This window comes from Arsenophonus endosymbiont of Apis mellifera (assembly GCF_903968575.1).
Classification (GTDB): Bacteria; Pseudomonadota; Gammaproteobacteria; order Enterobacterales; family Enterobacteriaceae; genus Arsenophonus; species Arsenophonus apicola.
The window spans coordinates 91,970-117,832 of sequence record NZ_CAJCFU010000060.1; the positions used below are offsets into that span (position 1 = coordinate 91,970).

Genomic DNA, 25,863 nt, shown 5'->3' on the forward strand with positions numbered 1-25,863 from the left:
ATGAATGCAATTTCAGTTACGTTGTCACTGACCATCAAGGCCTTTTATTGGCTTGATCGTATCCCAAGAACGGCATGAAGGACAATACCAATATAAAGAATGGGTAGTAAAACCACATTTACGACAACGATAATCAGGTTTTGAACGTATTTGCTCACCAACCATATTGCGCAGTAATTCCAGACTCTCTTTTGCCCTTCCTTCTACTGCGTCTGCTAAATGATAATCGATCAGTTTATAAAACAATCGCATCGTTGGATGACGTTCTAGCTGCTGTTTAATAAATATTTGTGCTTTTACTGGCCCTTTCCTTTTTTCAATTATTTCCGCCAAATAAAGTTGAGCCGTTGCCCCACTATCCCCGGCAACACATTGCTGAATATAAGCTTCCCAATCACTCCAGCTAGCTAAATGATAATAACATTCATAAAGCATAGCTAAAGTGTCACTGACTAAATCTCTATCCTGGTCAAAAACTTGCTTAAGTACAGAAATTGCTTTTTCGTATTCACCACGAGCGATATGAATGCGTCCTTTCATAATAGAAACTCGGGCTCCGTTTTTATTTGCTTGGGCGGCTTTATTCAGTAAAAGAAATGCCCCATCTAGATTATCACTACTCAATTCCAAGAGCGCTAGTTCGCAATAAAAATGGGCTATTTCTTCTTTTAATTGAGGATTGCCCATTTTGACTAATTTTTCAGCAACATCGATTGCTTTATGCCAATCACTGGTTGCTTGATAAATAGCAAGTAAAGATTGTAGTGCACTAAAGCGAAAATCTTGTTCGTCAACTAGCTGCAAAAAAATATTTCTTGCGCGATCATAAAGCCCAGCCGCTAAATAATCTCGCCCAAGCTGCTGTGCGGCTAGTAGTTTCTGCTCAAATGATAGTGAGTTACTTTCAAATAAGGATTGATGAATACGAATAGCTCGCTCAATTTCACCTCTTGAACGGAAAAGGTTACCCAAGGTTAAATGAGCTTCAAACGCCGAACTATCTTCTTTTAGCATATCTAAAAACAGATCAACAGCTTTATCTTGTTGATTAGATAGTAAGAAATTGACGCCAGCTACATACTCACGGGATAAACGATCGGCAGTTTGCTGTTTGTCATGTTGAGCACTTCTGCGTCCCATATACCAACCATAGGCAGCGGCAATAGGCAGTAGCAGAAATAGCAGCTCTAACATAAAAAATTACCTTTTTTCATTTGTAACAAGCACCACTTTAGTGTCATTTTCACTTTGGGGTGATTCAACTAATTGACTTTCTAATCGTTTAATTTTACGTCTTGCATTCGATAATGAAATTAATGCCTTTGCGTAAAATACCCCGCAGATAAGCCAACCCAGTACGAATCCAACCGCAAAAAGGACTGCTAGTAATGTTGATATTGGATAGTCACCTTTGGCAATCAAATAATTAAATGTTATTATCTGATTATTGCTTGAGCCAAGTGTCACGGAAACAATAAAAATGGCTATAGCAAGTAATAAAATTAAAAAATATTTCACATTTTTTCCTATTATTGCTTAATGATGGAAAAGCGGTTAAATCACTTTTCTTTTGTTAACTTAACATTTGATAACCCAATAAAGAAAGTGAATTATATCAATACTCACCTTTTTATTTAAATAAACATTTCAATGGTAGATAACAGAATGCGTTATCACAAAAATTTTCTATATTATGTTAATGGTGAAAAATATTGTCATCAAAAGATTCTGGCTGGTATTTATTCCATTCAACGAAATACTAGTGTTGCGGGCGGTTTTTTTCAATAAGTGAATAAAAATTCAGTTTCTTCATTGAGATTCGCGCTCATCTCAATTATAAAATCTCAATCTAAATTGATAAACAAAATGTGCTTATAATTAAAATAGTTAATTTTTTAATAATCATATTGTAGTAATATGAATATAATCTTATCTGCTGATGATATCCGCTAGCCTAGTAAAATATATAGGTAAAAAACAACTTGATAACTACATTTAACTATTTTTTAACGCATTTTCCCTTAATTTTAAATCCAGAGTTTCGTTGATTATGTATAACAATATGCAGCTAAAACGTATAGCTGAAGCCAAGCTACCTACTCCTTTTGGTGAGTTTCTCCTTGTCGGTTTTGAAGAAATTGTTAATGGTAATAATCATATAGCACTTATTTATGGTGATATTACTGATGAAAAACCCGTCCTTTCCCGTATTCACTCGGAATGTCTAACCGGTGATGCTTTATTTAGTTTACGTTGTGATTGTGGTTTTCAACTAGAAGCAGCACTTAAACAAATTGCACAAGAAGGTCGCGGAGTACTACTGTACCATCGTCAAGAGGGGCGTAATATCGGATTATTAAATAAAATTCGCGCCTATTCCCTGCAAGATAAAGGTCTAGATACGGTTGAAGCCAATTTAAAACTTGGCTTCAAAGCTGATGAACGTGATTTTACTATCTGCGCTGACATGTATAAATTACTCGCTATTAATGAAGTAAGATTATTAACAAACAATCCCCAAAAACTAGAAATTATGAAAGAAGCCGGAATTAATGTCGTAGAACGAGTTCCGCTTATTGTTGGCCGTAATCCTAAAAATAGTGACTATCTCAATGTAAAGGCCAGCAAATTAGGTCATATTCTATCCGATGATACTAAAAAATAATCACACAGTTATTATCAAAAACTGTCTGTTTTTTTTTGCAGAACAGTTTTTGATGGTTCATATTTGTTTACTTTAACATTTGACGAATAACATAATGAAGAATACCGCCATGACGAAAATATTCCAATTCGGTCATCTTATCTATTCGGCAACGCATGGCAATTGTCATTATCTGACCATTTTTATCCGTAATGGTTACTGTAATCATCTGACCTGGAGTAATCGATTGCAAGCCTGCAATGTCAATTGTCTCATCACCAGTCAATTTTAACGTTTTACGATTTACATTAGCCGGAAATTCTAATGGTAAAACCCCCATACCAATTAAATTAGAGCGATGAATTCTTTCATAAGATTCAGCAATAACCACCCTTACTCCTAGTAATAACGTTCCTTTAGCCGCCCAGTCACGACTGGAGCCGGAGCCATACTCTTTACCAGCAATAATGGCGAGCGGTATGTTATTTTGCTGATATTGCATAGCAGCATCATAGATAGCTAGCTTAGTCTGTGTGGGTATATAGCGAGTAAATCCGCCTTCAACTCCTGGTAGCATTTCATTACGAATACGAATATTGGCAAATGTACCTCGCATCATAACTTCATGATTACCTCGCCTTGAACCGTACGAATTGAAATCTTCTGCTTGAACGCCATGTGATTGTAAGTAGCGACCAGCGGGGCTATCCGCTTTGATATTGCCAGCGGGGGAAATATGATCGGTGGTAACAGAATCGCCTAAAAATTGCCAGAATATGGGCGCCATGAATATCAGTGATAGGCGCAGGTACTAGCGGCATATCATCAAAGAAAGGCGGATTACGAATATAAGTTGAATCAGGCTGCCATGAATAAGTGGCTGAACTTTTTACATTAAGTGCCTGCCATGCTTCATCGCCATCAAAAACCGCATTATATTCTTTATGGAACATGTCAGATTTTACCAATTGTACTGCATGGGCAATTTCCTGACTGGTTGGCCAGATATCTTTTAGCAATACATCTTTACCATTTTTATCTTGCCTTAACGGCTCATTTGCAAGATTTATTTGCATATTACCTGCCAAAGCATAAGCGATTACTAAAGGTGGTGACGCTAACCAATTAGTTTTTACCAATGGGTGGATCCTACCTTCAAAATTTCGATTACCTGATAGTACTGCACCGACAGTAAGATCATGTTTCTTGATTGCCTCTTCTATTGGTGCTGGTAGTGGCCCTGAATTACCAATACAAGTAGTACAGCCGTAACCAACTAGGTTGAAACCTAATTGATTTAAGTAATCCGTCAATCCAGCTTTAGCTAAATAATCAGTAACCACTTTTGAGCCTGGCGCTAGCGAAGATTTTACCCAAGGCTTACGCTGTAAGCCTTTTTCAACCGCTTTTTTGGCTAATAACCCGGCTGCCATTAAAACACTTGGGTTTGAAGTATTGGTACAGGAAGTTATTGCTGCGATAACCACCGCCCCCTCTTGTAATTGAAAATTTTTACCATCATAACTGACCGCGGGTGCATGCTGTTTGGTTGATTTATTTAATTCCAGATCAACTGAATCTTTGAACGCATGTGGAACCTGGCTCAATTCAACCCGATCTTGCGGGCGTTTTGGTCCGGCTAGACTTGCTTCAACCGAGGCTAAATCTAATGCTAATGTGCTGGTAAAAATAGGCTCGTCGCCGGGATGGCGCCATAATCCTTGTGTTTTAGTATAATTTTCAACTAAAGCAATTTCATCTTCCGAACGCCCTGTTAATCGCATATAACTTAACGTGATTTCATCAACGGGGAAAAAACCACATGTAGCACCATATTCAGGTGACATATTGGCAATGGTTGCGCGATCTGCCAGTGGTAAATCGGCCAAACCATCACCATAAAATTCAACAAATTTTCCCACTACACCATGTTTACGTAGCATTTGCGTCACAGTCAAAACTAAATCGGAAGCGGTGATCCCTTCGTTGAGTTTACCTGTTAATTTAAAACCAACAACATCAGGAATGAGCATCGAAATTGGTTGGCCCAACATCGCAGCTTCAGCTTCAATACCGCCAACGCCCCAACCTAAGACCCCCAAACCATTGATCATCGTGGTGTGTGAATCAGTGCCAACCAATGTATCTGGATAAGCGAACAATTTTCCCTCTCGTTCTTCATACCACACCGCCTTACCTAAATACTCCAAATTTACCTGGTGACAGATACCTGTTCCTGGTGGCATGACTCTAAAACGATTAAAAGCTTTTTTTTTCCCCAACGTAAAAATAGGTAACGTTCATGATTGCGTTGCATTTCAAAATTCACGTTATCAATAAAGGCTTGCGGGGTAGCAAATTCATCAACCATAACCGAATGGTCAATAATTAAATCGACAGGCGTTAGGGGATTTACCTTATTAACGTCACCACCTAATCGTTGCATAGCTTCACGCATTGCAGCAAGATCAACAACTGCTGGCACACCGGTAAAATCCTGCATCAAAACTCGAGCGGGTTGATAGGCAATTTCACGCTCAGCATGCCCGGTATGCTGCCAATCAACCATCGCCTGCAAATCTTTTAATACGACAGCTTTTCCATCAAGATGGCGTAGTAGATTTTCAAACAGTACTTTAAGTGATTTTGGTAGATTCGAAATATCACCTAACTGTTTTGCTGCCCTAGACAAACTAAAATATTCGTAGTGTTTACTTCCAGCGGAGAGTGTGGATGCACAGTCCGTTCTTAGACTTAACGACATAACTCCTCCTTTTTTTATTTTTTATCCAACTAGCTAAGATGAAGCATCTTATAAAGATATTATATTAGAAATATTTTTCGCTTAAGTAACACATAATGATCATTAAATATGATTTTGTTCAAAATAAATTAAAAAATATTAACGTTAAATAGCTCTAGCTTGATATGAAATTAATGCCTAAGAAAAAATATAAAATAAAAAACGATTAGTCGGAAATAAACGCTAATTTTTACTGAAATTATATTGTTGGTAATTGGATTTCTTTAAACATCTCTTCTATTTCATCATTTGAACGCAATGAGATCGCTTTATCAACAACATCAGGCGTTAAATGTGGGGCAAAACGCCAAATGAAATCATACATATAACTACGTAGAAAGCTATTACGATGAAAACCTATTTTTGTGGTGCTATAGCTAAACTTATCCCGCATATCAATAATAACTAAGTCTTGATCCTGATTAGGATCAACCGCCATGCTAGCAATAATTCCTATACCTAATCCTAATCTTACATAAGTCTTAATAACATCAGCGTCTGTGGCAGTAAAAATAATCTTAGCCTGTAAACCTGCCTTATAAAAAGCCTCATCCAACTCAGAGCGACCAGTAAAACCATGGGTATAAGTCACAATCGGATATTGCGCTAACTCATTAATAGTAATATTTTTCTTGTCAGCCAAAGGATGATCTGCTTTCACGACAACTGATCGATTCCAATGATAACAAGGTAACATCACTAAATCTTTGTAAAGATGTAAAGCTTCCGTTGCAATAGCAAAATCGCTATTCCCTTTACTGACATCTTCTGCAATTTGGATTGGCGAGCCCTGGCTCATATGTAATGAAACTTGTGGATAATGTTCAATAAATTGCTTAATAACCGCAGGAAGAGCATATCTTGCTTGAGTATGTGTAGTAGCAATTGCTAATATGCCACGATCAGGGTAAGTATGTTCACCGACGACTGCACGTATCGCGTTCATTTTCGTCATCACTTCTCGAGCAATTTTAATAACTTCCTTTCCGGCTGGAGTAACATGGGTTAAATGCTTACCACTGCGTCCAAAAATTTGCACTCCCAGTTCATCTTCAAGCATACGAACCTGTTTGCTTATACCTGGTTGTGATGTATATAACCCTTCAGCTGTTGATGAAACATTTAAATTATGATTTTCAATCTCTACAATGTAACGTAATTGCTGTAATTTCATCTTATTCAGCGTCCTTATAAATTGAATAAAGGATTAATTATTTAATAACTTATAGTAAGTATATTATAACAAAAAGAAATATAAGTGTTATTTATTATAATCAATAACATATGTGGTTGTGAATATAACAACAAATAAATTACAAATAAAATATTATTTATATAATGAACTTATTTTACTAACAATTAATTATATATTTATTAGTTATAATGAATATAAATTTTGCCAAGATTTATTAATTGATTGAATGTTAAAAATAAAAAGCCAAACAAAGCCGTTCTCTATTACTAAAGATTTCTTAAACTAACTTTGAATGGCATTAAATAAATTAATTTATTTAATAATACCGCAAACTATCCTTAAACCACCACCGCCTAATGTTTCTGGATGATCTGAATAATTATCGCCACCTTGATGGATTATTAATGCTCTATTCTTAATTTGACTTATTAATTTTAAACGCGGAGCTAAAATGGCATAATCAGCACTACCATTGGCATTAACGACTAAACCCGGTAAATCACCTAAATGCCCGCTGTTATTATATGGACCCTTATGTTTAGCCGTTTTATTAGGATCAAAATGGCCACCTGCTTTTCCTGCTGCTACTAGCTCTCCCTCTTTTTGCAAAGCATCACAACTAGCACCTTCATGAATATGAAAACCATGTATTCCTGGCACTAATTGTTGTAATTGGGGGGTAAATAATAAGCCAAACTTCGTTTCCGTGATGGTAATTTTACCAACCGATGGCCCGTTATCCTTTGCACTAACAATCTGCATTGGCACTGTAATTGTATTAGCTAGCGAAGTTGCAGTAAAAAAAGCACTGACAATCAGTAACATTTTTAATTTCATAGATATTAATCCTTGTTATGATTTTAAATAGCGAAGATAACTAATCTAAAAATAAGGCTACTGATTTCAGTAGCCTTGTTTAATTATAGGAAGCAGATAGCCTTTTATTTGTTTTTTTCTATCCATTTACCATCGATATAAAATGCACTCCAGCCCGTGGCTTTACCATTTTTTTCTGAACATACATATTGTTGTTTAGTCTTACGGCTAAATCTAACAATCGTTTTATTACCTTCAGGATCCTCCAGCGGCGCTAAGGTTAAATAGCTAAATTTGGCTGGCAGACGATCTTTAAAACGCACCAACTCTTCAACTAATGGGGCGCGAGTCTCTCTTGATTTTGGAAAAGTGTTTGCAGCTAAAAATATTCCCGCAGCACCGTCTCTTAATACAAAGTAAGCATCAGATTTTTCACAAACTAATTCCGGCAGTGGAATAGGATCTTCTTTCGGTGGCGCCACTTCACCACTCTTTAAAATTTTGCGAGTATTTTTACAAGCATCGTTGGTACATCCCATATATTTTCCAAATCGCCCCATTTTTAAATGCATTTCTGAGCCACATTTGTCACATTCAATAACTGGCCCATCATAACCTTTAATGCGGAATTCACCTTCTTCAACCTCATAACCATTACATGCAGGGTTATTACCACATACATGTAACTTACGTTTATTATCAATAAGGTAACTATCCATTGCGGTACCACATTTAGGGCATCTGCGGCGGGCTCGCAAAGCATGGGTTTCTACATCCTCCTCTTCTCCAAGCAGAATATTCGATAATTCATCTTCGGGAATTAAATTAATGGTTTTTTTGCAACACTCTTTTGCAGGCAAGCTATAACCAGAGCATCCAAGAAAAACACCTGTAGAAGCAGTTCTAATCCCCATTTTTCGGTGACAATCAGGACACTCGATCGATGTTAATACCATCGGATTGGGTCGCATGCCGCCTTCCTCAGGAGCCTTGTTTGCGCTTTCAAGCTGCTCGGAAAAAGCAGCAAAAAATTCATCTAATACACTCTTCCACTCAATACGATCTTCTGCTATCAAGTCAAGTTGATCTTCCATTCGAGCAGTAAAATCATAGTCCATTAATTCACTAAAATTTTCATCTAACCGATCAGTAACTATTTCACCTATTTTTTCAGCATAAAAGCGGCGATTTTCAACTTTTACATAACCTCGATCTTGGATAGTTGAAATAATAACCGGATAGGTTGAAGGTCGACCAATTCCACGTTTTTCTAGTTCTCTAACCAGTGAAGCTTCACTAAAACGCGCAGGGGGTTTAGTAAAGTGTTGACTAGGAGACAATTTTTCTAATTCAAGCTGATTACCAACTTTGACCATTGGTAATATTTTATCTTCATCACCTTTGCGCAATGCAGGCATAACTTTGGTCCAACCATCAAAACGCAAAATACGCCCTTTAGCTTTCAATTCAAAATCTCCAGCTTTGACGGTTAATGTTGTTGAATCAAATTCTGCTGGTGTCATTTGGCAAGCGACAAATTGGTTCCAAATCAGCTGATATAATTTTTTAGCATCCGCCTCCATCCCTGTTAAAGAGTCAACATTAACCTCAATATTTGAAGGACGAATAGCTTCATGTGCTTCTTGAGAACTTTTTTGATTGGTATAGACATTCGCCTGTTTAGGTAAATATTTTTTACCAAATTGATGGTCAATATAATCGCGAGCCATAGTTAACGCATCCTGACTTAAGTTAGTCGAGTCAGTACGCATATAGGTAATATAACCCGCTTCATAAAGCCGCTGCGCCATCATCATGGTCTTTTTAACGCCAAAACCAAGACGTGTGCTTGCCGCTTGTTGCAGCGTTGAGGTAATAAAAGGAGCGCTAGGTTTACTAATTGTAGGTCGATCTTCGCGATCTAATACCTGATAGTGAGCATTGTTTAATAATGCAATGGCAGCATCAATTTGTGCTTTCGACACGGGTTTAAACGGCTTACCCTTTTCGTGCGTGACCTCCATTCGAATCAATGCCGTATCAACGGTAAGTAACTCGGCATGAAGCTGCCAATACTCTTGTGGAACAAATGCTTTAATTTCGCGTTCTCGTTCAACAATTAGCCGCACAGCAACTGACTGAACACGTCCAGCAGAAAGACCGCGAGCAATTTTTTTCCATAATAACGGTGAAACCATATAGCCAACAACCCGATCTAAAAAACGCCGAGCTTGTTGAGCATTAACTCGATCAATATTTAATTCACCGGGATTATCAAAAGCCTGCTTAATCGCATTTTTAGTAATTTCATTAAAAACCACTCGACTAAAGCGTTGATTATCATTTCCAATTACTTCTCGCAAATGCCAAGCAATCGCTTCCCCCTCACGATCGAGATCCGTTGCCAGATAGATATGTTCAGCGTCAGAAGCGAGCGATCTTAATTCAGCAACGACTTTTTCTTTGCCAGGTAAAATTTGATAATTAGCTTTCCACCCATGATATGGGTCAACTCCCATTCGATTTACAAGCGCCTCATGTTCATCTTTTTTTACTTTTTTAACCTTGTTGGCTGAGTTTGTATTCTTTTGTGAGCTGGAACCACCACTTTTTGGCAAATCACGTATATGCCCTACGCTGCTTTTAACAACGTAATTATTACCAAGATATTTATTGATTGTCTTGGCTTTTGCCGGGGACTCCACAATAACAAGAGCTTTACCCATAGTTATCTTTACCTAAAATATTGTCTAAGCGTACTGGCTTTCCAGCCAGATGAAATGAAATCTCTTTTTATATTGCGTCAGATTTACAATATATCAACTTTTTTTTGCTTAAATACTTCGCCATAAAGATAAAAACCTTTGTTAATTCATACTGTAATCAGATGCAATAATACAATTTTGTCAGCAAAAAAATGACAAAAAGTAAAGCATATTAAGTAATAAAAAGCCTACACTCTACCTGATAAAAAACGATGCGCAACCACTTATTTTATTTGCTACTATTCTTATAACAACGAAAACTACCTCAATAAGTTATGAATACATTATAAAAAAAGCAATAAAATTATATAAAAAGCATCAGAAATATAGTTCAAACGGATAAATAAATAAAATTTTTAGAAACAAATTAATTTCCAAATAAAATAGCTTAATTATGATATATAAAATTATTTATCTGTTTTTAAGTAATTAATTAATATTTTATTTTCAATAAAATAATTAAATTTTAACCATCACGTTATAAAAATACCGGCTTTAAATGCCGGTAATTATTTTTAATCTTAATTTAAAATAGTGGTTTTTGCCCTCTTTGCCACCAGCGTATCAACAATTTATCTACATTTTCTATCATGCTACCCATTAAACGATCAACAAAACGTTTAGCGGGTGTATAAGTCACTGCAATAATTTCACGGGCTTCAATTTGATTGATGATAAGGTCATCACTAACCCCTATTTCATCAATTAATCCTTTTTCCTTCGCCTGGCTACCATACCAATGCTCTCCGGTTGCAACAGCATTAATATCAAGGGTTGGCCGTTTTTGATGGACAAAATCTTTAAATAGTTGATGTGTTTCATTTAAGTCTTGTACAAACTTTTTGCGTCCCTGCTCGGTATTTTCACCCAACAAAGTGAGAGTACGTTTATACTCGCCAGCGGTATGCAACTCTACATCAATATCCTTTTTCTTTAGTAAGCGATGAAAATTGGGTACTTGTGCAACCACACCAATAGAGCCAATAATCGCAAAGGGAGCCGCAACAATACGATCGGCGACACAAGCCATCATATAACCGCCGCTAGCCGCTACTTTATCCACCGAAACAATTAATTTAAGGCCTTTTTCTCGTAAACGATTTAGTTGAGAAGCTGCTAAACCATAGCCATGCACAACACCACCAGGACTTTCAAGCCTGAGTAAAACTTCATCTTTGTTATCAGCAATTGAAAGAATTGCCGTAATTTCTTCACGTAATGCATTGACTTCATTAGCATTCATGCTGCCTTTAAAATCAATCACAAAAAGACAAGGTTTTTTGACTGTTGTTTGACCAACTTTAGCATCTGCTTTCTGTTTTTTTTCTTCAATTTTACGTTGTTTCTTATAGGTTTTTAACCAGACTTTATATTCAGCATCACTCATCTTAACCTGTTGCATTTCACGCTGACGTTCGCGATAAGCTTCACTTAAATCAATCAGTTTTAAATCACCTTTTTTGTTCTGTTTACGCAGCCCAATACTAAAAATAAACAATGAAATCAATATAATAGAGACAATTACAGTGGCTATTTTAGCAACAAATAATCCATACGATGAAAGAAATTCCACAATTCTATCCTTCTTTACAGAATATAAACAATGGGAGTATTGTAACTAAAAACTTGATAAAATGCTTATAACTCTCATTAATAAATTTGAATAATCAAAAGTAGGAAAATATCATGTTACATTACCAAGCTAAAGCTGATTTACTTAACCAAAAAACCATTCTAATAACAGGAGCTGGTGATGGCATTGGGCGTGAAGCGGCATTAACTTATTCAAGTTATGGCGCCAATCTTATTTTAGTCGGTAGAACAACGGCAAAACTTGAACATGTTAAACAGAAAATTATTTCTAATAACAAATTTACATCTTCAGTTTCTATTTATACCCTTGATTTATTAACAATAACCGAATCACAATGCCATGAACTAGCAACTGACATTAGCAAAAATTATTCCTATCTTGATGGTGTATTACATAATGCCAGTATATTAGGAAAAATCGCACCAATTGTTGATCAACCCATACAACTCTGGCACGACGTTATACAAGTAAACGTTAATGCAACTTTTATGCTAACCCAAGCGCTATTACCGTTGCTTTTACAAGCACCAAATAGTTCCTTAATATTTACCACTTCAAGTGTTGGCAGACGAGGACGCGCTAATTGGGGGGCCTACTCAGTTTCCAAATTCGCAACCGAAGGTCTAATGCAGGTATTATTTGATGAATACAAAGAGACTAATTTACGGGTTAATTGCATTAATCCCGGAGGAACAAGAACGCAAATGAGAGCGGATGCTTTTCCCTCAGAGGATCCTATGAAACTAAAGACCCCACAAGAAATTATGCCGCTATATCTTTATCTAATGGGAGAAGATAGTATTAAGGAATCAGGAATAAGCTTTGATGCACAACCTAATCGCAAACCAGGTGTGTCAATTTAACTTTGTCACATAAAAACTAATAACAATAAAAATCAGTAATGAGTGATGTAACTAATTATCAAACAAAGTCATTACGCAATTAGTGAACTTTATAGATCTTAGCTGGACGACGCTTCAATATCCCTGCATTAAAAATCATATTTGTTTGATTAATAAAAGCAGAATACTCATCACGATCATGTTTATTCTGCCCTAAATGGAAAGAGCTATAAACTTTCGCCATATTGTAAAGATATTGATAATATTCTTCATAGATTTGCGCTTTAGACTCTACGTTATTAATGTTTTTAAAATTATCAACAATTTCGACAATTTTATTAGCATAAGATTGTAAAGAGTAATTATTGAAATTTGCCATTGGAAGTGCATATTCAAATGAATGAGTGACCGTATTTTGTTCATTTATGCCTTTATCAATAATATGAATATTATCAACTTTTGATTCTACTAGTGACAAAAAATGAATAAACTCCTCTTTAGTAAAACATTTTGTTTTCACATGCCTATCTAATTGCTTGCTTTTATTTAAAGCTAAAACATTCAGAAAAGATGTGCCTATCGCGTAATCACATTTAAAAACATTATTATCAATAAGTAAGGCATTACTACTTAATATTGGACCCTGTACTTTTATTCCATCAACAATAATTTGATTGTGTTTTAAAAAGAGTGATTGGTTAGAAATGATTTCTTTGAAAACCGAGCTGTAAGCATAATAATATTGTCGGGTAGGATTAATAATTCCACCCTGGTTACCAGGGTATACGATAAATTCAGTTTTTTGACCAATAGGATATTCAATCGTATGCTTGCCAGATTGTAAATCAACGTGCTTAATTTCACCTTGAATAAGTTTAATCGGATGATTATCAATCTTAAAATAAAGGGCATCCTTGTTATTATGACTAATGTAAAACTTCCCATCAGCTGAATTGCTTGATTGCCGCTCATCACAGCTTGCTAACAGCAATACGAATAAGCTGCTAGCGATAATTTGCCAAAATTGTGGCATATAAAATTTCAACCTTCTAATCAAGTTAACCCAATGACAGTAGCTTATTTTGAGGTTCTTCTCAATTAAATTAAAAGTATTTATATAGCACTATTTTTATCTATTAAACAAGTATTAGGTAGCTAAATTAGACTCTAATATTACCTTTAATTTTATATTATACTTTACGCGAAGATTTACTACGCCCCTTGGCCGCTCCTGTTGCTCGTTTATTTGCTACCCGCATCGAAGAAACTTGGGTATGTCGTTTGACAGCGCGACGGATCTGATTTGCTTTAATACGACGTCTATCTTGCTCAACCGATATCTTACTGGCTGTTTCATCGCTAAGACCTACCAACTGACGTAAATAATTAATCTGAACTAAACCTAATTCCGTCCAACCGCCTCTAGGTAATCCTTTTGGTAAATAAATATCACCATAACGAACACGGATCAGACGACTGACTTGGATGTTTACTGCTTCCCATAAGCGCCTTACTTCACGATTACGCCCTTCAGTTAATGTAACATTAAACCATTGATTCATGCCTTCTCCGCCACGAAACTTCAGGGTCTTAAAACTAGCTTCACCATCTTCCAGTTGAACACCTTTGGTCAATTGATGAATTTTAGCATCATTAATTTCACCAAAAACACGAACGGCATATTCACGTTCAACGTCATGACGTGGATGCATCAAACGATTAGCCAGTTCTCCATCTGTGGTAAACAATAATAAGCCACAGGTATTGACATCTAAGCGTCCTATCGCAATCCAGCGAGAACCCGTTAATTTCGGTAAGCGATCAAATACGGTTGGACGTCCTTCTGGATCATGGTGAGTACATAGCTCGCCTTCCGGCTTATAATAAGCTAATATCCGGCAAATGGTTTTCTCCACTTCTTTGATCTTCAACAGGTGACCATCTAAGCGAATTTTAGTGTTAGCCTTAACTTCTATACGGTCACCCAAGGTCGCTAATTGACCATCAACACTGATCCTGCCGGATTGAATAAAACTTTCTATTTCCCTGCGCGAACCATAACCACAACGAGCAAGTACTTTTTGTAACTTTTCACTTTTTTGCTTTTTAACGCTCATAGCGTAAACCTCTTGTGTCACCTTCACAGGCGTCATAATCATAAAAACAACTAAAAAAATAAACTGTGCTTATTATACACAGTTTTTCTATTATCCCCAGCCGCAGTTTTTTTATTCAAATGGTGTTGGTGAGCCCATTCCAACCCGAATAATATTTGGGGTACTCTCCGTTAAATCAACCACGGTAGTTGGTTTTTCACTTATATAACCGCCATTTATAATCAAATCAACTTGTTCGCCAATTAAACTTTCGATCTCCTCGGCGGAAGATTGTGCAGAATCATCACCTGGCAATATTAAGCTAGTCGATAATAAAGGTTCGCCGATTCCGTCAAGCAGATCTCTTGCAATTGGATTACTAGGTAAACGTATCCCTATTGTCTTGCGTTTTTTGTTCATTATCCGACGTGGCACTTCTTTTGTTGCAAGTAAAATAAAGGTGTAATGGCCTTGTGTACTATTTTTAATCATTCTAAATACAGGATTATCCAGATAAGCATATTCAGCTATTTCAGATAAATTACGACACATCAGGGTAAAATTGTGACGAGAATCCAATTGACGTAGGCGACAAATTTGCGTAAGCGCGTTTTTATTATCCAACTTACATCCAATTGCATACCCAGAATCAGTCGGATAAACAATAATGCCGCCTTTGTTTAATATATTTACGCATTGACTAATTAAGCGAGGTTGTGGATTTTGCGGGTGAATTTGCAAAGATTGTCCCATGAATGATCTCTATATATTATTTAATTAAACTTGAAAATTAAGCTAGCAATATAAATCAACCGCTTACTATATAATATTTACCCCAGTAAAATACTTCCCTATTTTATTGCCATATTTGCCAAACAGGAACGACACCTGCCGGTAGCCAAAGATTTCTACCTAACTCAGCCCAAGCACAAGGACGATGAAAATCAGAACCAACCGAAGCATATAAATTATGTAGCTTAGCTAACTCAGTTAAATTTTTTCGCTCTTCAGGCGACTGCTGGCATTGAGCAACTTCCATCGCATCACCTTGTTGCTGTTTAAAATATAAAACTAACCTTTTTTGCCACTTTGCCGATAGTGAGTAGCGGCCAGGATGTGCCAAGACGGCTACGCCGCCCGCTTGATGAATAACTTCTATTGCTTCAGCAAGACTACACCAATCAGCCGGAACATAACCTGGTTTACCACGCGTTAAATATTTTTTAAAAACATGACCGATACTTTTTTGTTTAGCATGAGCCATTATATAACGAGCAAAATGGCTCCGTGTTACCTGTCCCCCTGCGGCATAGGCTTTAGCATTTTGCCAGGCATCAGGAATACCGAACTTTTCTAATTTATAACCTATTTTTTCTCCACGTTGATTACGCCGTGCCGTTTGCATTGCAAGTAAATGTTTAAGACTGTCAGCATCTAGATTTAGATTAAGACCCACGATATGAATTTCAATCTTTTGCCAAATCGTGGAAATTTCAACTCCGGCAATTAATGTTAGCGGCTTATTTTTTTCATCTATATGATGCCGTGCCGGTAAAATTCCATTCACCGTATCATGATCAGTGATAGCTAATACGTCGACTCCCATTAATACTGCTCTATCAACTAACTCTAAGGGTGTGAGATCACCATCAGAAGCTCTTGTATGACTATGTAAATCATAAATAACAGATAGCTTCTCATTGTCTTGTGCCAAAATTTTACCCTCATTTTACTGCTGACAATTATAGAGAAAATTCATAGTGTGTCATAAATTTCTTGACACAACCCGAATGATCTAGTTTACTAGTACGGTGGATGGCGATATAGCTAATCTATCATGACACATTGCGAGGAAGAACAAAAATGACATTGCAATTTTTTATTATCGCCAAAATTCGTTGGTGGCAAAACTCTCATAAATGGGCGGTTTCTTCCTGTGCGTGAATAAATAACGCTATACCAGATCAAGACCCGCCATGAAGCGGGTTTTTTTATAGCCAATTAATATAATATAAAAGGCAATTAATATGGCAAACACAACAGTTAATCAAACAACTTTTTGTATATTACAAAATGAGATCAATTATCACCCTGAACCTTGTTTGTTATTTCAACATTTATGCAATAATGACTCTGACACATTATTATTAGAATCTGCTGCCGTTGATAGCAAGCAAAATCAACAAAGTATCTTGATTGTTAATAGTGCATTACGAATTACCGCCAATCAACAGCAAGTATCTTTTGCCGCTCTTAGTCCTAATGGAAATGCGCTATTAAGCCATATTTACCTCGCATTACCGAGTGAATTAGAAAAGATCGAGTCTGATGGTCAATTAGTGGTTAATTATCCAACAATTGATCCCCATCTTGACGAAGATGGCCGATTAAAAGCAACTTCATCTTTTGATGCGTTACGTTTGATTCATCATTTAGCCAAACATGACACCATTGATGCAGATAAAATTCTGTTAGCAGGCTTATTCTCCTACGATTTAGTGGCTTATTTTGAAAATTTACCCCCTGTAGCAAAATCTAATCGTTGTCCTGATTACTGTATCTATTTAGCTGAACACTATGTTGTGATCGAACATCAAAAACAGTCAGCAAAACTCATAAGTTGTCAATTTTCAGCAAAACAATCGATTGCTAAAACGATATTAAACCGTCATCAAGCAATTATTACCGCAACTCAGCAACCATTATTACCCTTGCCAACTGGCGCTGAGATATCAACACCTTTAGTGGTCAATAAAAACGATAGTGAATACTGCGCGATGGTAGAGAAACTAAAAAAATACATCTATCAAGGTGATATTTTTCAAGTGGTACCTTCACGTAAATTTATGTTGCCATGTACCGCACCATTAAGTGCCTATCAACGACTTACCAGACAAAATCCTAGCCCTTACATGTTTTATATGCAAGATCAGGAATTTACTCTATTTGGTGCTTCACCTGAAAGCGCCCTCAAGTATGACGCCAAAAGTCGACAAATTGAAATATATCCCATCGCCGGAACTCGGCCAAGAGGACGCACTGTGCTAGGCGAAATAGATGCTGATTTGGACAGTAAAATTGAACTTGCGCTCAGAACCGATCAGAAAGAACTCGCTGAACATATTATGTTAGTTGATTTAGCTCGTAATGACTTGGCGCGTATTTGTCAGCCAGGTAGTCGATATGTTGCTAATTTAACCTCGGTTGATCGTTATTCCCATGTTATGCACCTTGTTTCCCGGGTAGTTGGTAAATTAAGGACTGATCTGGATGTATTGCATGCTTATCAAGCCTGTATGAATATGGGAACCTTAACTGGCGCGCCTAAGATCAAAGCAATGACGCTTATTGCTAACTATGAAAAGGAGAATCGAGGCAGCTATGGTGGCGCAATAGGCTATTTCAAGGGCAATGGAGATTTTGACTCCTGTATTGTTATTCGTGCCGCCTATATTGAAGACAACATTGCCAGTGTTCAGGTCGGTGCTGGCGTGGTGTTGGATTCGGATCCACAGTCTGAAACGGACGAAACGCGCAATAAAGCCCAGGCGGTTATTAATGCCATTATGCAATCTCATCAAAGCTTGGAGGTATGCTAATGGCTGATATTTTACTACTCGATAATATTGATTCTTTTACTTATAACTTGGTTGATCAATTAAGAGTATTAGGTCATACCGTCACTATTTACCGCAATTCACTGCCTGGATCCATCATTGAACAGCGGCTTAAAAGGATGTCTTCGCCTGTACTAATACTCTCTCCCGGCCCCGGTAAACCAGCCGATGCTGGCTGTATGCCTAAACTGCTGCCATCAGTACTGGGTAAAATCCCAGTAATTGGTATTTGCCTTGGTCATCAAGCAATTATTGAAGCCTATGGCGGAAAAGTTTCATCGGCGAAAGAGATCATACACGGTAAATCATCTTTCGCTATACATGATAACCAATTTATGTTTAGTGGCCTAACCAATCCACTCGCGATTGCCCGTTACCATTCTCTAATTGGTGAAAAGATTCCTGCTGATTTGATCATTAATGCTCACTGCCAAGACGCAGTAATGGCCGTACGTCATAGCCAACATAAAGCCTGCGGATTTCAATTCCATCCTGAGTCGATTTTAACTCCTGAGGGAACCGCTTTATTAAACCAAACCCTATTATGGGCATTAAATTAAGGAGCAACAAAATGCAATTTATTTTGGACAAATTATTTAATGCACAGGTACTTACTCAACAAGAAAGTCATTTACTTTTTAGCACTATGATTCGAGGTGAATTAACCGAGTCTCAACTTGCAGGTGCATTGATTAGCATGAAAATGCGTGGAGAAGAGCCGAATGAAATTGTTGGTGCCGCGTTAGCTTGTTTAGAAAACGCGCAACCTTTTCCTCGACCTAATTACGATTTCTGCGATATCGTGGGTACTGGCGGTGATCACAGCAATAGTATTAATATTTCCACTGCCAGTGCTTTTGTCGCCGCAGAGTGTGGTTTAAAAGTTGCTAAACATGGCAATCGTAGTATATCAAGTCGTGCTGGATCATCCGATTTACTGGCCTCTTTCGGCATTCCGCTCGATATGACACCAGGCTCTGCACGACGTGCTTTAGATGAGATCGGTATATGTTTTTTATTCGCGCCACAATATCACCAGGGATTTCGCTATGCTGCCCCAATACGCAGTCAATTAAAAACTCGCACCCTCTTTAATATTCTTGGCCCATTAATAAATCCAGCTAAACCGCCAATTGCACTTATTGGTGTTTATGATCCTAAGCTCATTATACCTATTGCTAAGACTTTGCAATTAATAGGATATAAGCGAGCAGCCGTTGTACACAGCAGCGGAATAGACGAAGTCGCATTACATGGTCCTATTCAAGTCGCTGAATTAAATCAGGATGAAATTTTAACTTACCAACTCACCGCCCAAGATTTTGGCTTACCAAGCTATTCTTCAACAGAATTAATTGGCGGTTCGGTTGAAAAAAATCATCAACTTATTACCACATTGTTACAGGGTAACGGGAAGCCTGCTCATACTAATACTGTAGCTGCCAATGTGGCATTACTGATGAAGCTCAATAATTATGAAGATCTAAAAACCAATACCGATTTTGTTTTGCAAGTTATTAGTAGCGGCAAAGCCTACCAACGGCTAACCACGCTAGCAAATAGAAAGGAGTTTCATTAATGCAAGCGTCTATTTTACAAAAAATTGTTGCTGATAAAGTGAACGATTTAGCGGCAAAAAAACTAAAGCAACCATTAGCTAGCTTTATTACGCAAGTTAAACCCAGTGAGCGTGACTTTTTCACTGCTATTTCACAAAATCATCCGGCATTTATTCTAGAATGTAAAAAAGCTTCACCATCGAAAGGCATTATTCGTCATCACTTTGATCCTGTGCAAATTGCGAAAGAGTACCAAAATTATGCGTCAGCAATATCAGTGCTGACGGATGAAAAATATTTTCACGGCAGTTTTGACTCTTTACGCCTGGTTAGTAACACTGTGCCACAACCGATTTTGTGCAAAGACTTCATTATTGATCCCTATCAAATCTATTTAGCTCGCTTTTACCAGGCAGACGCTATTTTATTGATGCTATCAATATTAGATGATCAGACCTATCTATCTTTAGCGACACTGGCAGATAAGTTAAAGATGGGCATTTTGACTGAAGTGAGTAATGAACAAGAGCTAAAACGAGCGATTAGGCTACAAGCTAACATTGTCGGTATCAATAATCGTGATCTTCGCGATCTGTCCATTGATTTAAATCGCACCAAACAATTTGCCCCGCAATTAGCCGCAGAAACTTTAGTTATTAGTGAATCAGGTATTTATAACCACCAACAAATTCGTCAACTCAGTAAACAAGTTGATGGCTTTTTGATCGGCAGCGCGTTAATGAGCGAGGAAAACTTAATGTTAGCTATCCGTAGGCTAATTATAGGTGACAATAAAGTCTGTGGCCTCACTCGGCCACAAGATGCACACTGTGCTTATCAAGTCGGGGCGATTTATGGTGGCTTGATCTTTGCCGATAAATCACCACGAAAAGTAACATTAGAGCAAGCCAAAATCATTATAAAGGCAGCTCCTCTTAACTATGTTGGCGTTTTTCAACATCAAGCTAACTCATTTATTGCTGAAATTAGTCATAAACTGAGCTTATTTGCTATCCAGTTACATGGTGATAAAACAGCCGCTGATATTCAACAACTTCGAACGTTATTACCGCCAAATTGTGAAATATGGCAAGCGGTAAATATGACCAAACCAGCTACCAGTTTCAACTTAAACAATATCGATCGTTATCTACTTGATAACGGTGAAGGTGGCACTGGTAAAACCTTTGATTGGTCAAAATTACCCTTGGATCATCTTGAGCAAATTATGCTAGCCGGTGGACTTAATGCCGACAACTGCCAACAAGCCGCAGCGTTAGGCTGTAGAGGTCTTGATTTCAATTCTGGCGCTGAACACCAGCCTGGTATAAAAAGTTGCCACAAGTTACAGATTATCTTTGAAAAATTGTTTAATTATTTATGAGCGTAACAATTTAATGTATAGATCAACGGAATAATTAATGAAGAAATTAAATCCCTACTTTGGCCAATTTGGTGGCCAATATGTGCCGGAAATTCTTATCCCCGCACTTAACGAACTGGAACAGGCTTTTATCGAAACACAACAAGATAATACCTTTCAACAACAGTTTCACGATCTATTACAAAATTACGCAGGCCGTCCCACTGCCTTAACGCTATGTCGCAATTTAACTATCGGGACTAAAACCAAACTTTATCTAAAACGAGAAGATCTATTGCATGGTGGTGCCCATAAAACAAATCAAGTATTAGGCCAAGCTTTATTGGCAAAACGAATGGGCAAAACAGAAATTATTGCTGAAACCGGAGCCGGGCAACATGGCGTTGCTACCGCGCTAGCCTGTGCATTATTAGGGCTAAAATGTCGTATCTATATGGGTGAAAAAGATATCCATCGCCAATCACCCAATGTATTTCGTATGCAATTAATGGGAGCTAAAGTTATTGCGGTAAATAATGGTTCAGCTAGCTTAAAAGATGCTTGTAATGAAGCATTGAGAGATTGGTCAGGCAGCTATCACCAAGCACACTATTTACTTGGCACCGCTGCCGGCCCCCATCCTTATCCAACGCTGGTACGAGAGTTTCAACGTATGATTGGTGATGAAGCTAAAGCCCAAATTTTAGCCAAAGAAGGACGATTACCCGATGCGGTGATCGCTTGTGTCGGTGGTGGCTCTAATGCCATTGGCTTATTCACAGCTTTTAAGCCTGAGCAAAACGTGCGTTTAATTGGGGTAGAGCCGGCCGGTCTGGGTATTGATACTGGCTCTCACGGCGCTCCGTTAAAACATGGACGGCTTGGCATTTTCTTGGGCATGAAATCGCCCATTATACAAACCGATAAAGGACAAATTAAAGAGTCTTATTCTATCTCTGCCGGGCTAGATTTTCCCTCAGTAGGACCCGAGCATGCTTATTTAAATAGTATTGGCCGGGCTGATTATGTCTCAATTACCGATGATGAAGCTTTAGCTGCATTTAAAAAATTATCCACTCATGAGGGTATTATTCCAGCCTTGGAATCGTCACACGCCCTGGCTTATGCCTTAAAAATGATCAAAGCAGACCCCGAAAAAGAACAATTACTGATTGTTAATCTATCCGGCCGTGGCGACAAAGATATTTATACTGTACATCCTATTTTGCGAGCCAAAGGAGAGATCTAATGGACCGTTATCAACAACTGTTTAAGCGCTTAAATGATAAAAATCAGGGAGCATTCGTTCCATTTGTCACCTTAGGCGATCCCAATGCAGAAATGTCACAAAAAATTATTGATACATTAATTGAAGCGCAAGCTGATGCATTAGAAATTGGTATTCCTTTTTCTGATCCTCTGGCTGATGGTCCTACTATTCAAAAGGCAAATTTACGTGCCCTTAATGCAAATATTACGCCAACCCGTTGTTTTGAATTATTATCACAGATCCGTAAAAAGCATCCTTTGCTTCCTATTGGCCTATTAGTTTATGCTAATCTGGTTTTTAGTAATGGCATTGATAACTTTTATGCCCAATGTCAGAATAGCGACATCGATTCCGTTTTAATCGCTGATGTACCCATGAATGAGTCCGAACCCTTTCGTATCTCGGCAGTGCGGCACAATATTGCACCGATCTTTATTTGCCCGCCTAATGCAGATGAGCAGCTTTTACGCAAAATTGCTTTATATGGTCGTGGCTATACTTATTTACTCTCGCGTTCAGGTGTAACCGGCACAGAAAAAAAAGCCCATATTCCTGTTAGTCAATTACTCACCAAGTTACAAGACTATCATGCTGCCCCACCACTTTTAGGTTTTGGTATTACTGAACCAAAACAAGTCACTGAAGCAATCAAAAATGGTGTAGTAGGTACAATATCTGGCTCAGCCGTGGTTAAAATAATTGAAACTTATCATCAACAACCTGATATATTACTGGTCAAATTAAAACAGTTTGTTTTACAGATGAAAATGGCGACACACAAATAGACATTTTAAGGTTATTGAAAAGGGTTGATAGCTGGTCAGTTTTGCAATTACTAATTTTCGATTCTAATAAGCAATTGTAACTAACCCGTCGCTACTAGTGCCAGCTATTCATTTGTAATTTATCCCTATTTCATCAATAATCAGTATATTGACTGCAATGAAAATACTCATTTCGCATTCATACAAGATAAATAAAAATAACCCTCGTATTGATGGAGAATTGAATAATGAAATATCTTAAATCAATGACAGCGCTCTGTACCGTGTTATTTATGGCATTATTCCTTTCTGCTTGTGCTCCAACAGCAAAAACAGAAGGAACTGGTGGATATATCGATGACACGGTTATTACAACTAAAGTGAAGACAGCACTATTGGCAGAAAAAAACTTGAAATCAACGCAAATCAATGTTGAAACCTTTAAAGGACGTGTGCAATTGAGTGGCTTTGTCAGTTCGCGTGCCGACGCTCAACGTGCAGTGCAAGTAACACAAGGTGTAGCAGGTGTGCAGTCAGTTATTGATTCGATGAAAATACGATGATGGTTTTAGTCTTCAGCCCCAATTGGGGCTGAAATAAATATAATTTACCGCCATTTGCTCCTCTTATCATATAATAAAAATAACAACGGTTTTATTACCAAATAGTTATATTATATCAATTACTTAAATGAATAATTATATTGCTATATCCAAAATTACTATAATATAAATATAATTCTTTTTTAATTTTTATTCTTACTTATAGAATAACCACAAAATTTACTGATATCGCATTAGCTTTACCATAGAAATGCTATACGCTCTCTTCACTGTCAGTTACAATATGCAACCAAAATGTGATGATAAAAACCAGTTATAGGAGCAGTTTTCATGTCCATTACGGCCAACTCACTTATCAGCGATAGCTTTAATTTTTTTAAAAATCAGCTGAGCGGCCTTTTTATCCTGTCATTCATTTCAGCTACCATCAGTCTAATACTCTATTATTTTCTGGTACCTATCGATGAAATGGTAACTATTGTCAAAACCTTAGGTGGTCAAAATGACTCAACTTCACTTTTAACCTGGGTAAGTCAACTATCTGATGAAGAAAAAGCGATAATGATGAGAGTTTCACTACTCTCATTGACTGCCGTTTTTATCGGATTAATACTCTTAGTTTCTTCTGTTGTTACTTATTTGTCAGAACTCAGTACCGGCAATAGCATCAGTGCATTGCAAGCTTTTATACTTTCATTACGTATATTACCCAGCATGTTAATTTTGCTAGTTATATGCACTATTATAATTTATTTTGGTTTTATGCTGTTCATCTTACCGGGTGTTATTTTAGCTATCGGTTTTTCCTTATCGCCTATCATTTTAATAACCAACAAAAACATCATGCCGCTACGAGCCATTAGTCAAAGTTGGAAAATAGCATTTCGTCATTGGTGGTTGATTTTATCAATTTTATTACTATGGTTGGCATTACAAATGTTACTTACTATGCTACTTGGACAATTTCGTTTTTTACCGGGTATGGTGAATAATATTATTTCTTTTACATTGAATAATTTACTTACCTCTTTTACTTTGATTTATTTTTTCCGTCTCTACATGTTAATCAGCAAAACAACAAACTAAGTAGATAAAAATACCACGGTTATTATTTGTCGTTAGATGCCGTGGTAAGATTTTATTATCAGCTTAAACAATTAATCATCTATCGCCGAATCAATATTCTGACTCAAATTTAATTTCATTCATAATAACAAACTAATTACTTTAATGTTAATGTGTGAATTTTATTGATCAGAAGATAATTTTATCGATAAAAATTTACAGCTACAAACCGTGTAACATTTTATCAAATAAGGTAATATAATATAAAACAAATTGGCAATATGATATTTTATAATTTATTAATCAAATAATTATAAAAATTTCATATTTACTCGCAAAGGATCAGGACAAGCGCCCTTATGAGACAACTATTAGATTTTATTCCTCTCATTGTTTTCTTTATTGTATATAAAAAAGTAGATATTTTTTACGCATCTGGCGCATTAATGATTGCAACCGCTTTATCTATGTTAGCCATCTATTTTATCTATAAAAAAATTGAGAAAAGTTCGTTAATTACTTTAGTAATCGTGATAATTTTTGGTGGATTGACCTTGATTTTCCATAGTGATCTTTTTATTAAATGGAAAGTGACAGTTATTTACGCTATTTTTTCATTAGCACTATTAGTCAGCCAGTATTTTACCGAAAAACCATTAATCCAAAGAATGCTGGGTAAAGAGATCCATTTAGCTAATGAAATTTGGCGTAAATTAAATCTATCGTGGGCAATCTTTTTTGCCCTCTGTGCGCTAGTTAATATTTATGTTGCCTTTTGGCTACCTCAGGACGTCTGGGTTAATTTTAAAGTTTTTGGTTTGACCGCAGTCACGCTAATATTTACAATACTCAGCATGGTGTATATTTATAAACATCTTCCTAAAGAACAAAAGTAAGTTGATATGAT

Annotated in this window: 21 protein-coding genes, 1 pseudogene and 1 other annotated feature; of the genes and pseudogenes, 11 read left to right on the forward strand and 11 right to left on the reverse strand. The window is 37.0% G+C overall.

Going from position 1 to position 25,863, the window contains the following annotated elements:
* Positions 1-24: 24 nt before the first annotated feature.
* Both lapB and H1X92_RS09495 read right to left on the reverse strand, forming a co-directional pair.
* The gene (gene lapB / locus H1X92_RS09490) at positions 25-1,194 is read right to left on the reverse strand and encodes a lipopolysaccharide assembly protein LapB (RefSeq protein ID WP_180559910.1); all 1,170 of its coding nucleotides are present in this window, start codon (positions 1,192-1,194) and stop codon (positions 25-27) included.
* Between the two features lie 6 nt (positions 1,195-1,200).
* On the reverse strand, positions 1,201-1,518 hold the full coding sequence (locus H1X92_RS09495) for a LapA family protein (protein ID WP_180559911.1): 318 nt from the start codon (positions 1,516-1,518) through the stop codon (positions 1,201-1,203).
* A gap of 544 nt (positions 1,519-2,062) precedes the next feature.
* On the opposite strand from H1X92_RS09495, the gene ribA reads away from it, so the two are divergent.
* A complete protein-coding gene (ribA, locus tag H1X92_RS09500) occupies positions 2,063-2,665 on the forward strand; it encodes a GTP cyclohydrolase II (protein WP_180560077.1) in 603 nt (200 codons plus the stop codon).
* 67 nt (positions 2,666-2,732) lie between these two features.
* Here ribA and acnA read toward each other — a convergent pair.
* The 5 genes and pseudogenes from acnA to sohB all read right to left on the reverse strand — a co-directional run bounded on the left by acnA (position 2,733) and on the right by sohB (position 11,796).
* Positions 2,733-5,408 (reverse strand): annotated as a pseudogene (acnA, locus tag H1X92_RS09505) (aconitate hydratase AcnA).
* Between the two features lie 238 nt (positions 5,409-5,646).
* Positions 5,647-6,621: an HTH-type transcriptional regulator CysB gene (gene cysB, locus H1X92_RS09510; RefSeq protein WP_180559912.1), complete on the reverse strand. Its 975-nt coding sequence runs from the start codon at positions 6,619-6,621 to the stop codon at positions 5,647-5,649.
* A 333-nt stretch (positions 6,622-6,954) separates the two neighbouring features.
* The gene (gene sodC, locus H1X92_RS09515) at positions 6,955-7,479 is read right to left on the reverse strand and encodes a superoxide dismutase family protein (protein ID WP_180559913.1); all 525 of its coding nucleotides are present in this window, start codon (positions 7,477-7,479) and stop codon (positions 6,955-6,957) included.
* 104 nt (positions 7,480-7,583) lie between these two features.
* Positions 7,584-10,184, reverse strand: a complete 2,601-nt coding sequence (gene topA / locus H1X92_RS09520) for a type I DNA topoisomerase (protein ID WP_180559914.1) — start codon at positions 10,182-10,184, stop codon at positions 7,584-7,586.
* A 565-nt stretch (positions 10,185-10,749) separates the two neighbouring features.
* Positions 10,750-11,796 (reverse strand): protease SohB, encoded by a 1,047-nt coding sequence (sohB, locus tag H1X92_RS09525; RefSeq protein WP_180559915.1) that lies wholly within the window; start codon positions 11,794-11,796, stop codon positions 10,750-10,752.
* Between the two features lie 113 nt (positions 11,797-11,909).
* Here sohB and H1X92_RS09530 point away from each other — a divergent pair, with 113 nt between their 5' ends.
* A complete protein-coding gene (locus H1X92_RS09530; protein WP_180559916.1) occupies positions 11,910-12,680 on the forward strand; it encodes a YciK family oxidoreductase in 771 nt (256 codons plus the stop codon).
* Between the two features lie 79 nt (positions 12,681-12,759).
* Here the strand turns inward: H1X92_RS09530 and H1X92_RS09535 are convergent, their stop codons facing one another.
* From H1X92_RS09535 to rnm, 4 genes are all read right to left on the reverse strand, one after another.
* On the reverse strand, positions 12,760-13,692 hold the full coding sequence (locus H1X92_RS09535; protein WP_180559917.1) for a hypothetical protein: 933 nt from the start codon (positions 13,690-13,692) through the stop codon (positions 12,760-12,762).
* 157 nt (positions 13,693-13,849) lie between these two features.
* A complete protein-coding gene (gene rluB, locus H1X92_RS09540; protein WP_180559918.1) occupies positions 13,850-14,776 on the reverse strand; it encodes a 23S rRNA pseudouridine(2605) synthase RluB in 927 nt (308 codons plus the stop codon).
* 111 nt (positions 14,777-14,887) lie between these two features.
* Complete coding sequence (locus H1X92_RS09545; protein ID WP_180559919.1) at positions 14,888-15,508, reverse strand: L-threonylcarbamoyladenylate synthase; 621 nt, start codon at positions 15,506-15,508, stop codon at positions 14,888-14,890.
* A 103-nt stretch (positions 15,509-15,611) separates the two neighbouring features.
* On the reverse strand, positions 15,612-16,469 hold the full coding sequence (gene rnm / locus H1X92_RS09550) for an RNase RNM (RefSeq protein WP_180559920.1): 858 nt from the start codon (positions 16,467-16,469) through the stop codon (positions 15,612-15,614).
* 179 nt (positions 16,470-16,648) lie between these two features.
* Positions 16,649-16,750: a sequence feature (Trp leader region), on the forward strand.
* A 32-nt stretch (positions 16,751-16,782) separates the two neighbouring features.
* Between rnm and H1X92_RS09555 the strand changes: the two genes are divergently transcribed.
* The 9 genes from H1X92_RS09555 (at position 16,783) to H1X92_RS09595 (ending at position 25,852) form a co-directional block, all read left to right on the forward strand.
* Complete coding sequence (locus H1X92_RS09555) at positions 16,783-18,354, forward strand: anthranilate synthase component 1 (RefSeq protein ID WP_180559921.1); 1,572 nt, start codon at positions 16,783-16,785, stop codon at positions 18,352-18,354.
* Positions 18,354-18,932, forward strand: a complete 579-nt coding sequence (locus H1X92_RS09560) for a glutamine amidotransferase-related protein (RefSeq protein WP_180559922.1) — start codon at positions 18,354-18,356, stop codon at positions 18,930-18,932. The genes H1X92_RS09555 and H1X92_RS09560 overlap by 1 nt, the downstream gene beginning before the upstream one ends.
* Positions 18,933-18,943: 11 nt before the next feature.
* Positions 18,944-19,951 carry an anthranilate phosphoribosyltransferase gene (gene trpD / locus H1X92_RS09565; protein ID WP_180559923.1) on the forward strand — a complete coding sequence of 336 codons (1,008 nt, stop codon included), beginning with the start codon at positions 18,944-18,946 and terminating at the stop codon, positions 19,949-19,951.
* Complete coding sequence (trpCF, locus tag H1X92_RS09570; RefSeq protein ID WP_180559924.1) at positions 19,951-21,315, forward strand: bifunctional indole-3-glycerol-phosphate synthase TrpC/phosphoribosylanthranilate isomerase TrpF; 1,365 nt, start codon at positions 19,951-19,953, stop codon at positions 21,313-21,315. The genes trpD and trpCF overlap by 1 nt, the downstream gene beginning before the upstream one ends.
* A 37-nt stretch (positions 21,316-21,352) precedes the next feature.
* Positions 21,353-22,543, forward strand: a complete 1,191-nt coding sequence (gene trpB, locus H1X92_RS09575; protein WP_180559925.1) for a tryptophan synthase subunit beta — start codon at positions 21,353-21,355, stop codon at positions 22,541-22,543.
* Positions 22,543-23,349: a tryptophan synthase subunit alpha gene (gene trpA / locus H1X92_RS09580; protein ID WP_180559926.1), complete on the forward strand. Its 807-nt coding sequence runs from the start codon at positions 22,543-22,545 to the stop codon at positions 23,347-23,349. The genes trpB and trpA overlap by 1 nt, the downstream gene beginning before the upstream one ends.
* 227 nt (positions 23,350-23,576) lie before the next feature.
* Positions 23,577-23,891, forward strand: a complete 315-nt coding sequence (locus H1X92_RS09585) for a BON domain-containing protein (RefSeq protein ID WP_180559927.1) — start codon at positions 23,577-23,579, stop codon at positions 23,889-23,891.
* Positions 23,892-24,221: 330 nt separating this feature from the next.
* Positions 24,222-24,977 (forward strand): YciC family protein, encoded by a 756-nt coding sequence (locus H1X92_RS09590; protein WP_180559928.1) that lies wholly within the window; start codon positions 24,222-24,224, stop codon positions 24,975-24,977.
* Between the two features lie 338 nt (positions 24,978-25,315).
* A complete protein-coding gene (locus H1X92_RS09595) occupies positions 25,316-25,852 on the forward strand; it encodes a septation protein A (protein ID WP_180559929.1) in 537 nt (178 codons plus the stop codon).
* Positions 25,853-25,863: the final 11 nt, after the last annotated feature.

Excerpts from the sequence above, each read along its gene's own strand:
- H1X92_RS09560 (WP_180559922.1), top strand. The coding sequence starts at position 18,354 with ATGGCTGATATTTTACTACTCGATAATATTGATTCTTTTACTTATAAC.
- H1X92_RS09545 (WP_180559919.1), bottom strand. The coding sequence starts at position 15,508 with ATGGGACAATCTTTGCAAATTCACCCGCAAAATCCACAACCTCGCTTA.
- H1X92_RS09530 (WP_180559916.1), top strand. The coding sequence starts at position 11,910 with ATGTTACATTACCAAGCTAAAGCTGATTTACTTAACCAAAAAACCATT.
- ribA (WP_180560077.1), top strand. The coding sequence starts at position 2,063 with ATGCAGCTAAAACGTATAGCTGAAGCCAAGCTACCTACTCCTTTTGGT.
- trpCF (WP_180559924.1), top strand. The coding sequence starts at position 19,951 with ATGCAAGCGTCTATTTTACAAAAAATTGTTGCTGATAAAGTGAACGAT.
- lapB (WP_180559910.1), bottom strand. The coding sequence starts at position 1,194 with ATGTTAGAGCTGCTATTTCTGCTACTGCCTATTGCCGCTGCCTATGGT.
- H1X92_RS09535 (WP_180559917.1), bottom strand. The coding sequence starts at position 13,692 with ATGCCACAATTTTGGCAAATTATCGCTAGCAGCTTATTCGTATTGCTG.
- topA (WP_180559914.1), bottom strand. The coding sequence starts at position 10,184 with ATGGGTAAAGCTCTTGTTATTGTGGAGTCCCCGGCAAAAGCCAAGACA.
- trpD (WP_180559923.1), top strand. The coding sequence starts at position 18,944 with ATGCAATTTATTTTGGACAAATTATTTAATGCACAGGTACTTACTCAA.
- rluB (WP_180559918.1), bottom strand. The coding sequence starts at position 14,776 with ATGAGCGTTAAAAAGCAAAAAAGTGAAAAGTTACAAAAAGTACTTGCT.
- H1X92_RS09555 (WP_180559921.1), top strand. The coding sequence starts at position 16,783 with ATGGCAAACACAACAGTTAATCAAACAACTTTTTGTATATTACAAAAT.
- trpB (WP_180559925.1), top strand. The coding sequence starts at position 21,353 with ATGAAGAAATTAAATCCCTACTTTGGCCAATTTGGTGGCCAATATGTG.
- H1X92_RS09590 (WP_180559928.1), top strand. The coding sequence starts at position 24,222 with ATGTCCATTACGGCCAACTCACTTATCAGCGATAGCTTTAATTTTTTT.
- H1X92_RS09585 (WP_180559927.1), top strand. The coding sequence starts at position 23,577 with ATGAAATATCTTAAATCAATGACAGCGCTCTGTACCGTGTTATTTATG.
- sodC (WP_180559913.1), bottom strand. The coding sequence starts at position 7,479 with ATGAAATTAAAAATGTTACTGATTGTCAGTGCTTTTTTTACTGCAACT.
- trpA (WP_180559926.1), top strand. The coding sequence starts at position 22,543 with ATGGACCGTTATCAACAACTGTTTAAGCGCTTAAATGATAAAAATCAG.
- cysB (WP_180559912.1), bottom strand. The coding sequence starts at position 6,621 with ATGAAATTACAGCAATTACGTTACATTGTAGAGATTGAAAATCATAAT.
- H1X92_RS09595 (WP_180559929.1), top strand. The coding sequence starts at position 25,316 with ATGAGACAACTATTAGATTTTATTCCTCTCATTGTTTTCTTTATTGTA.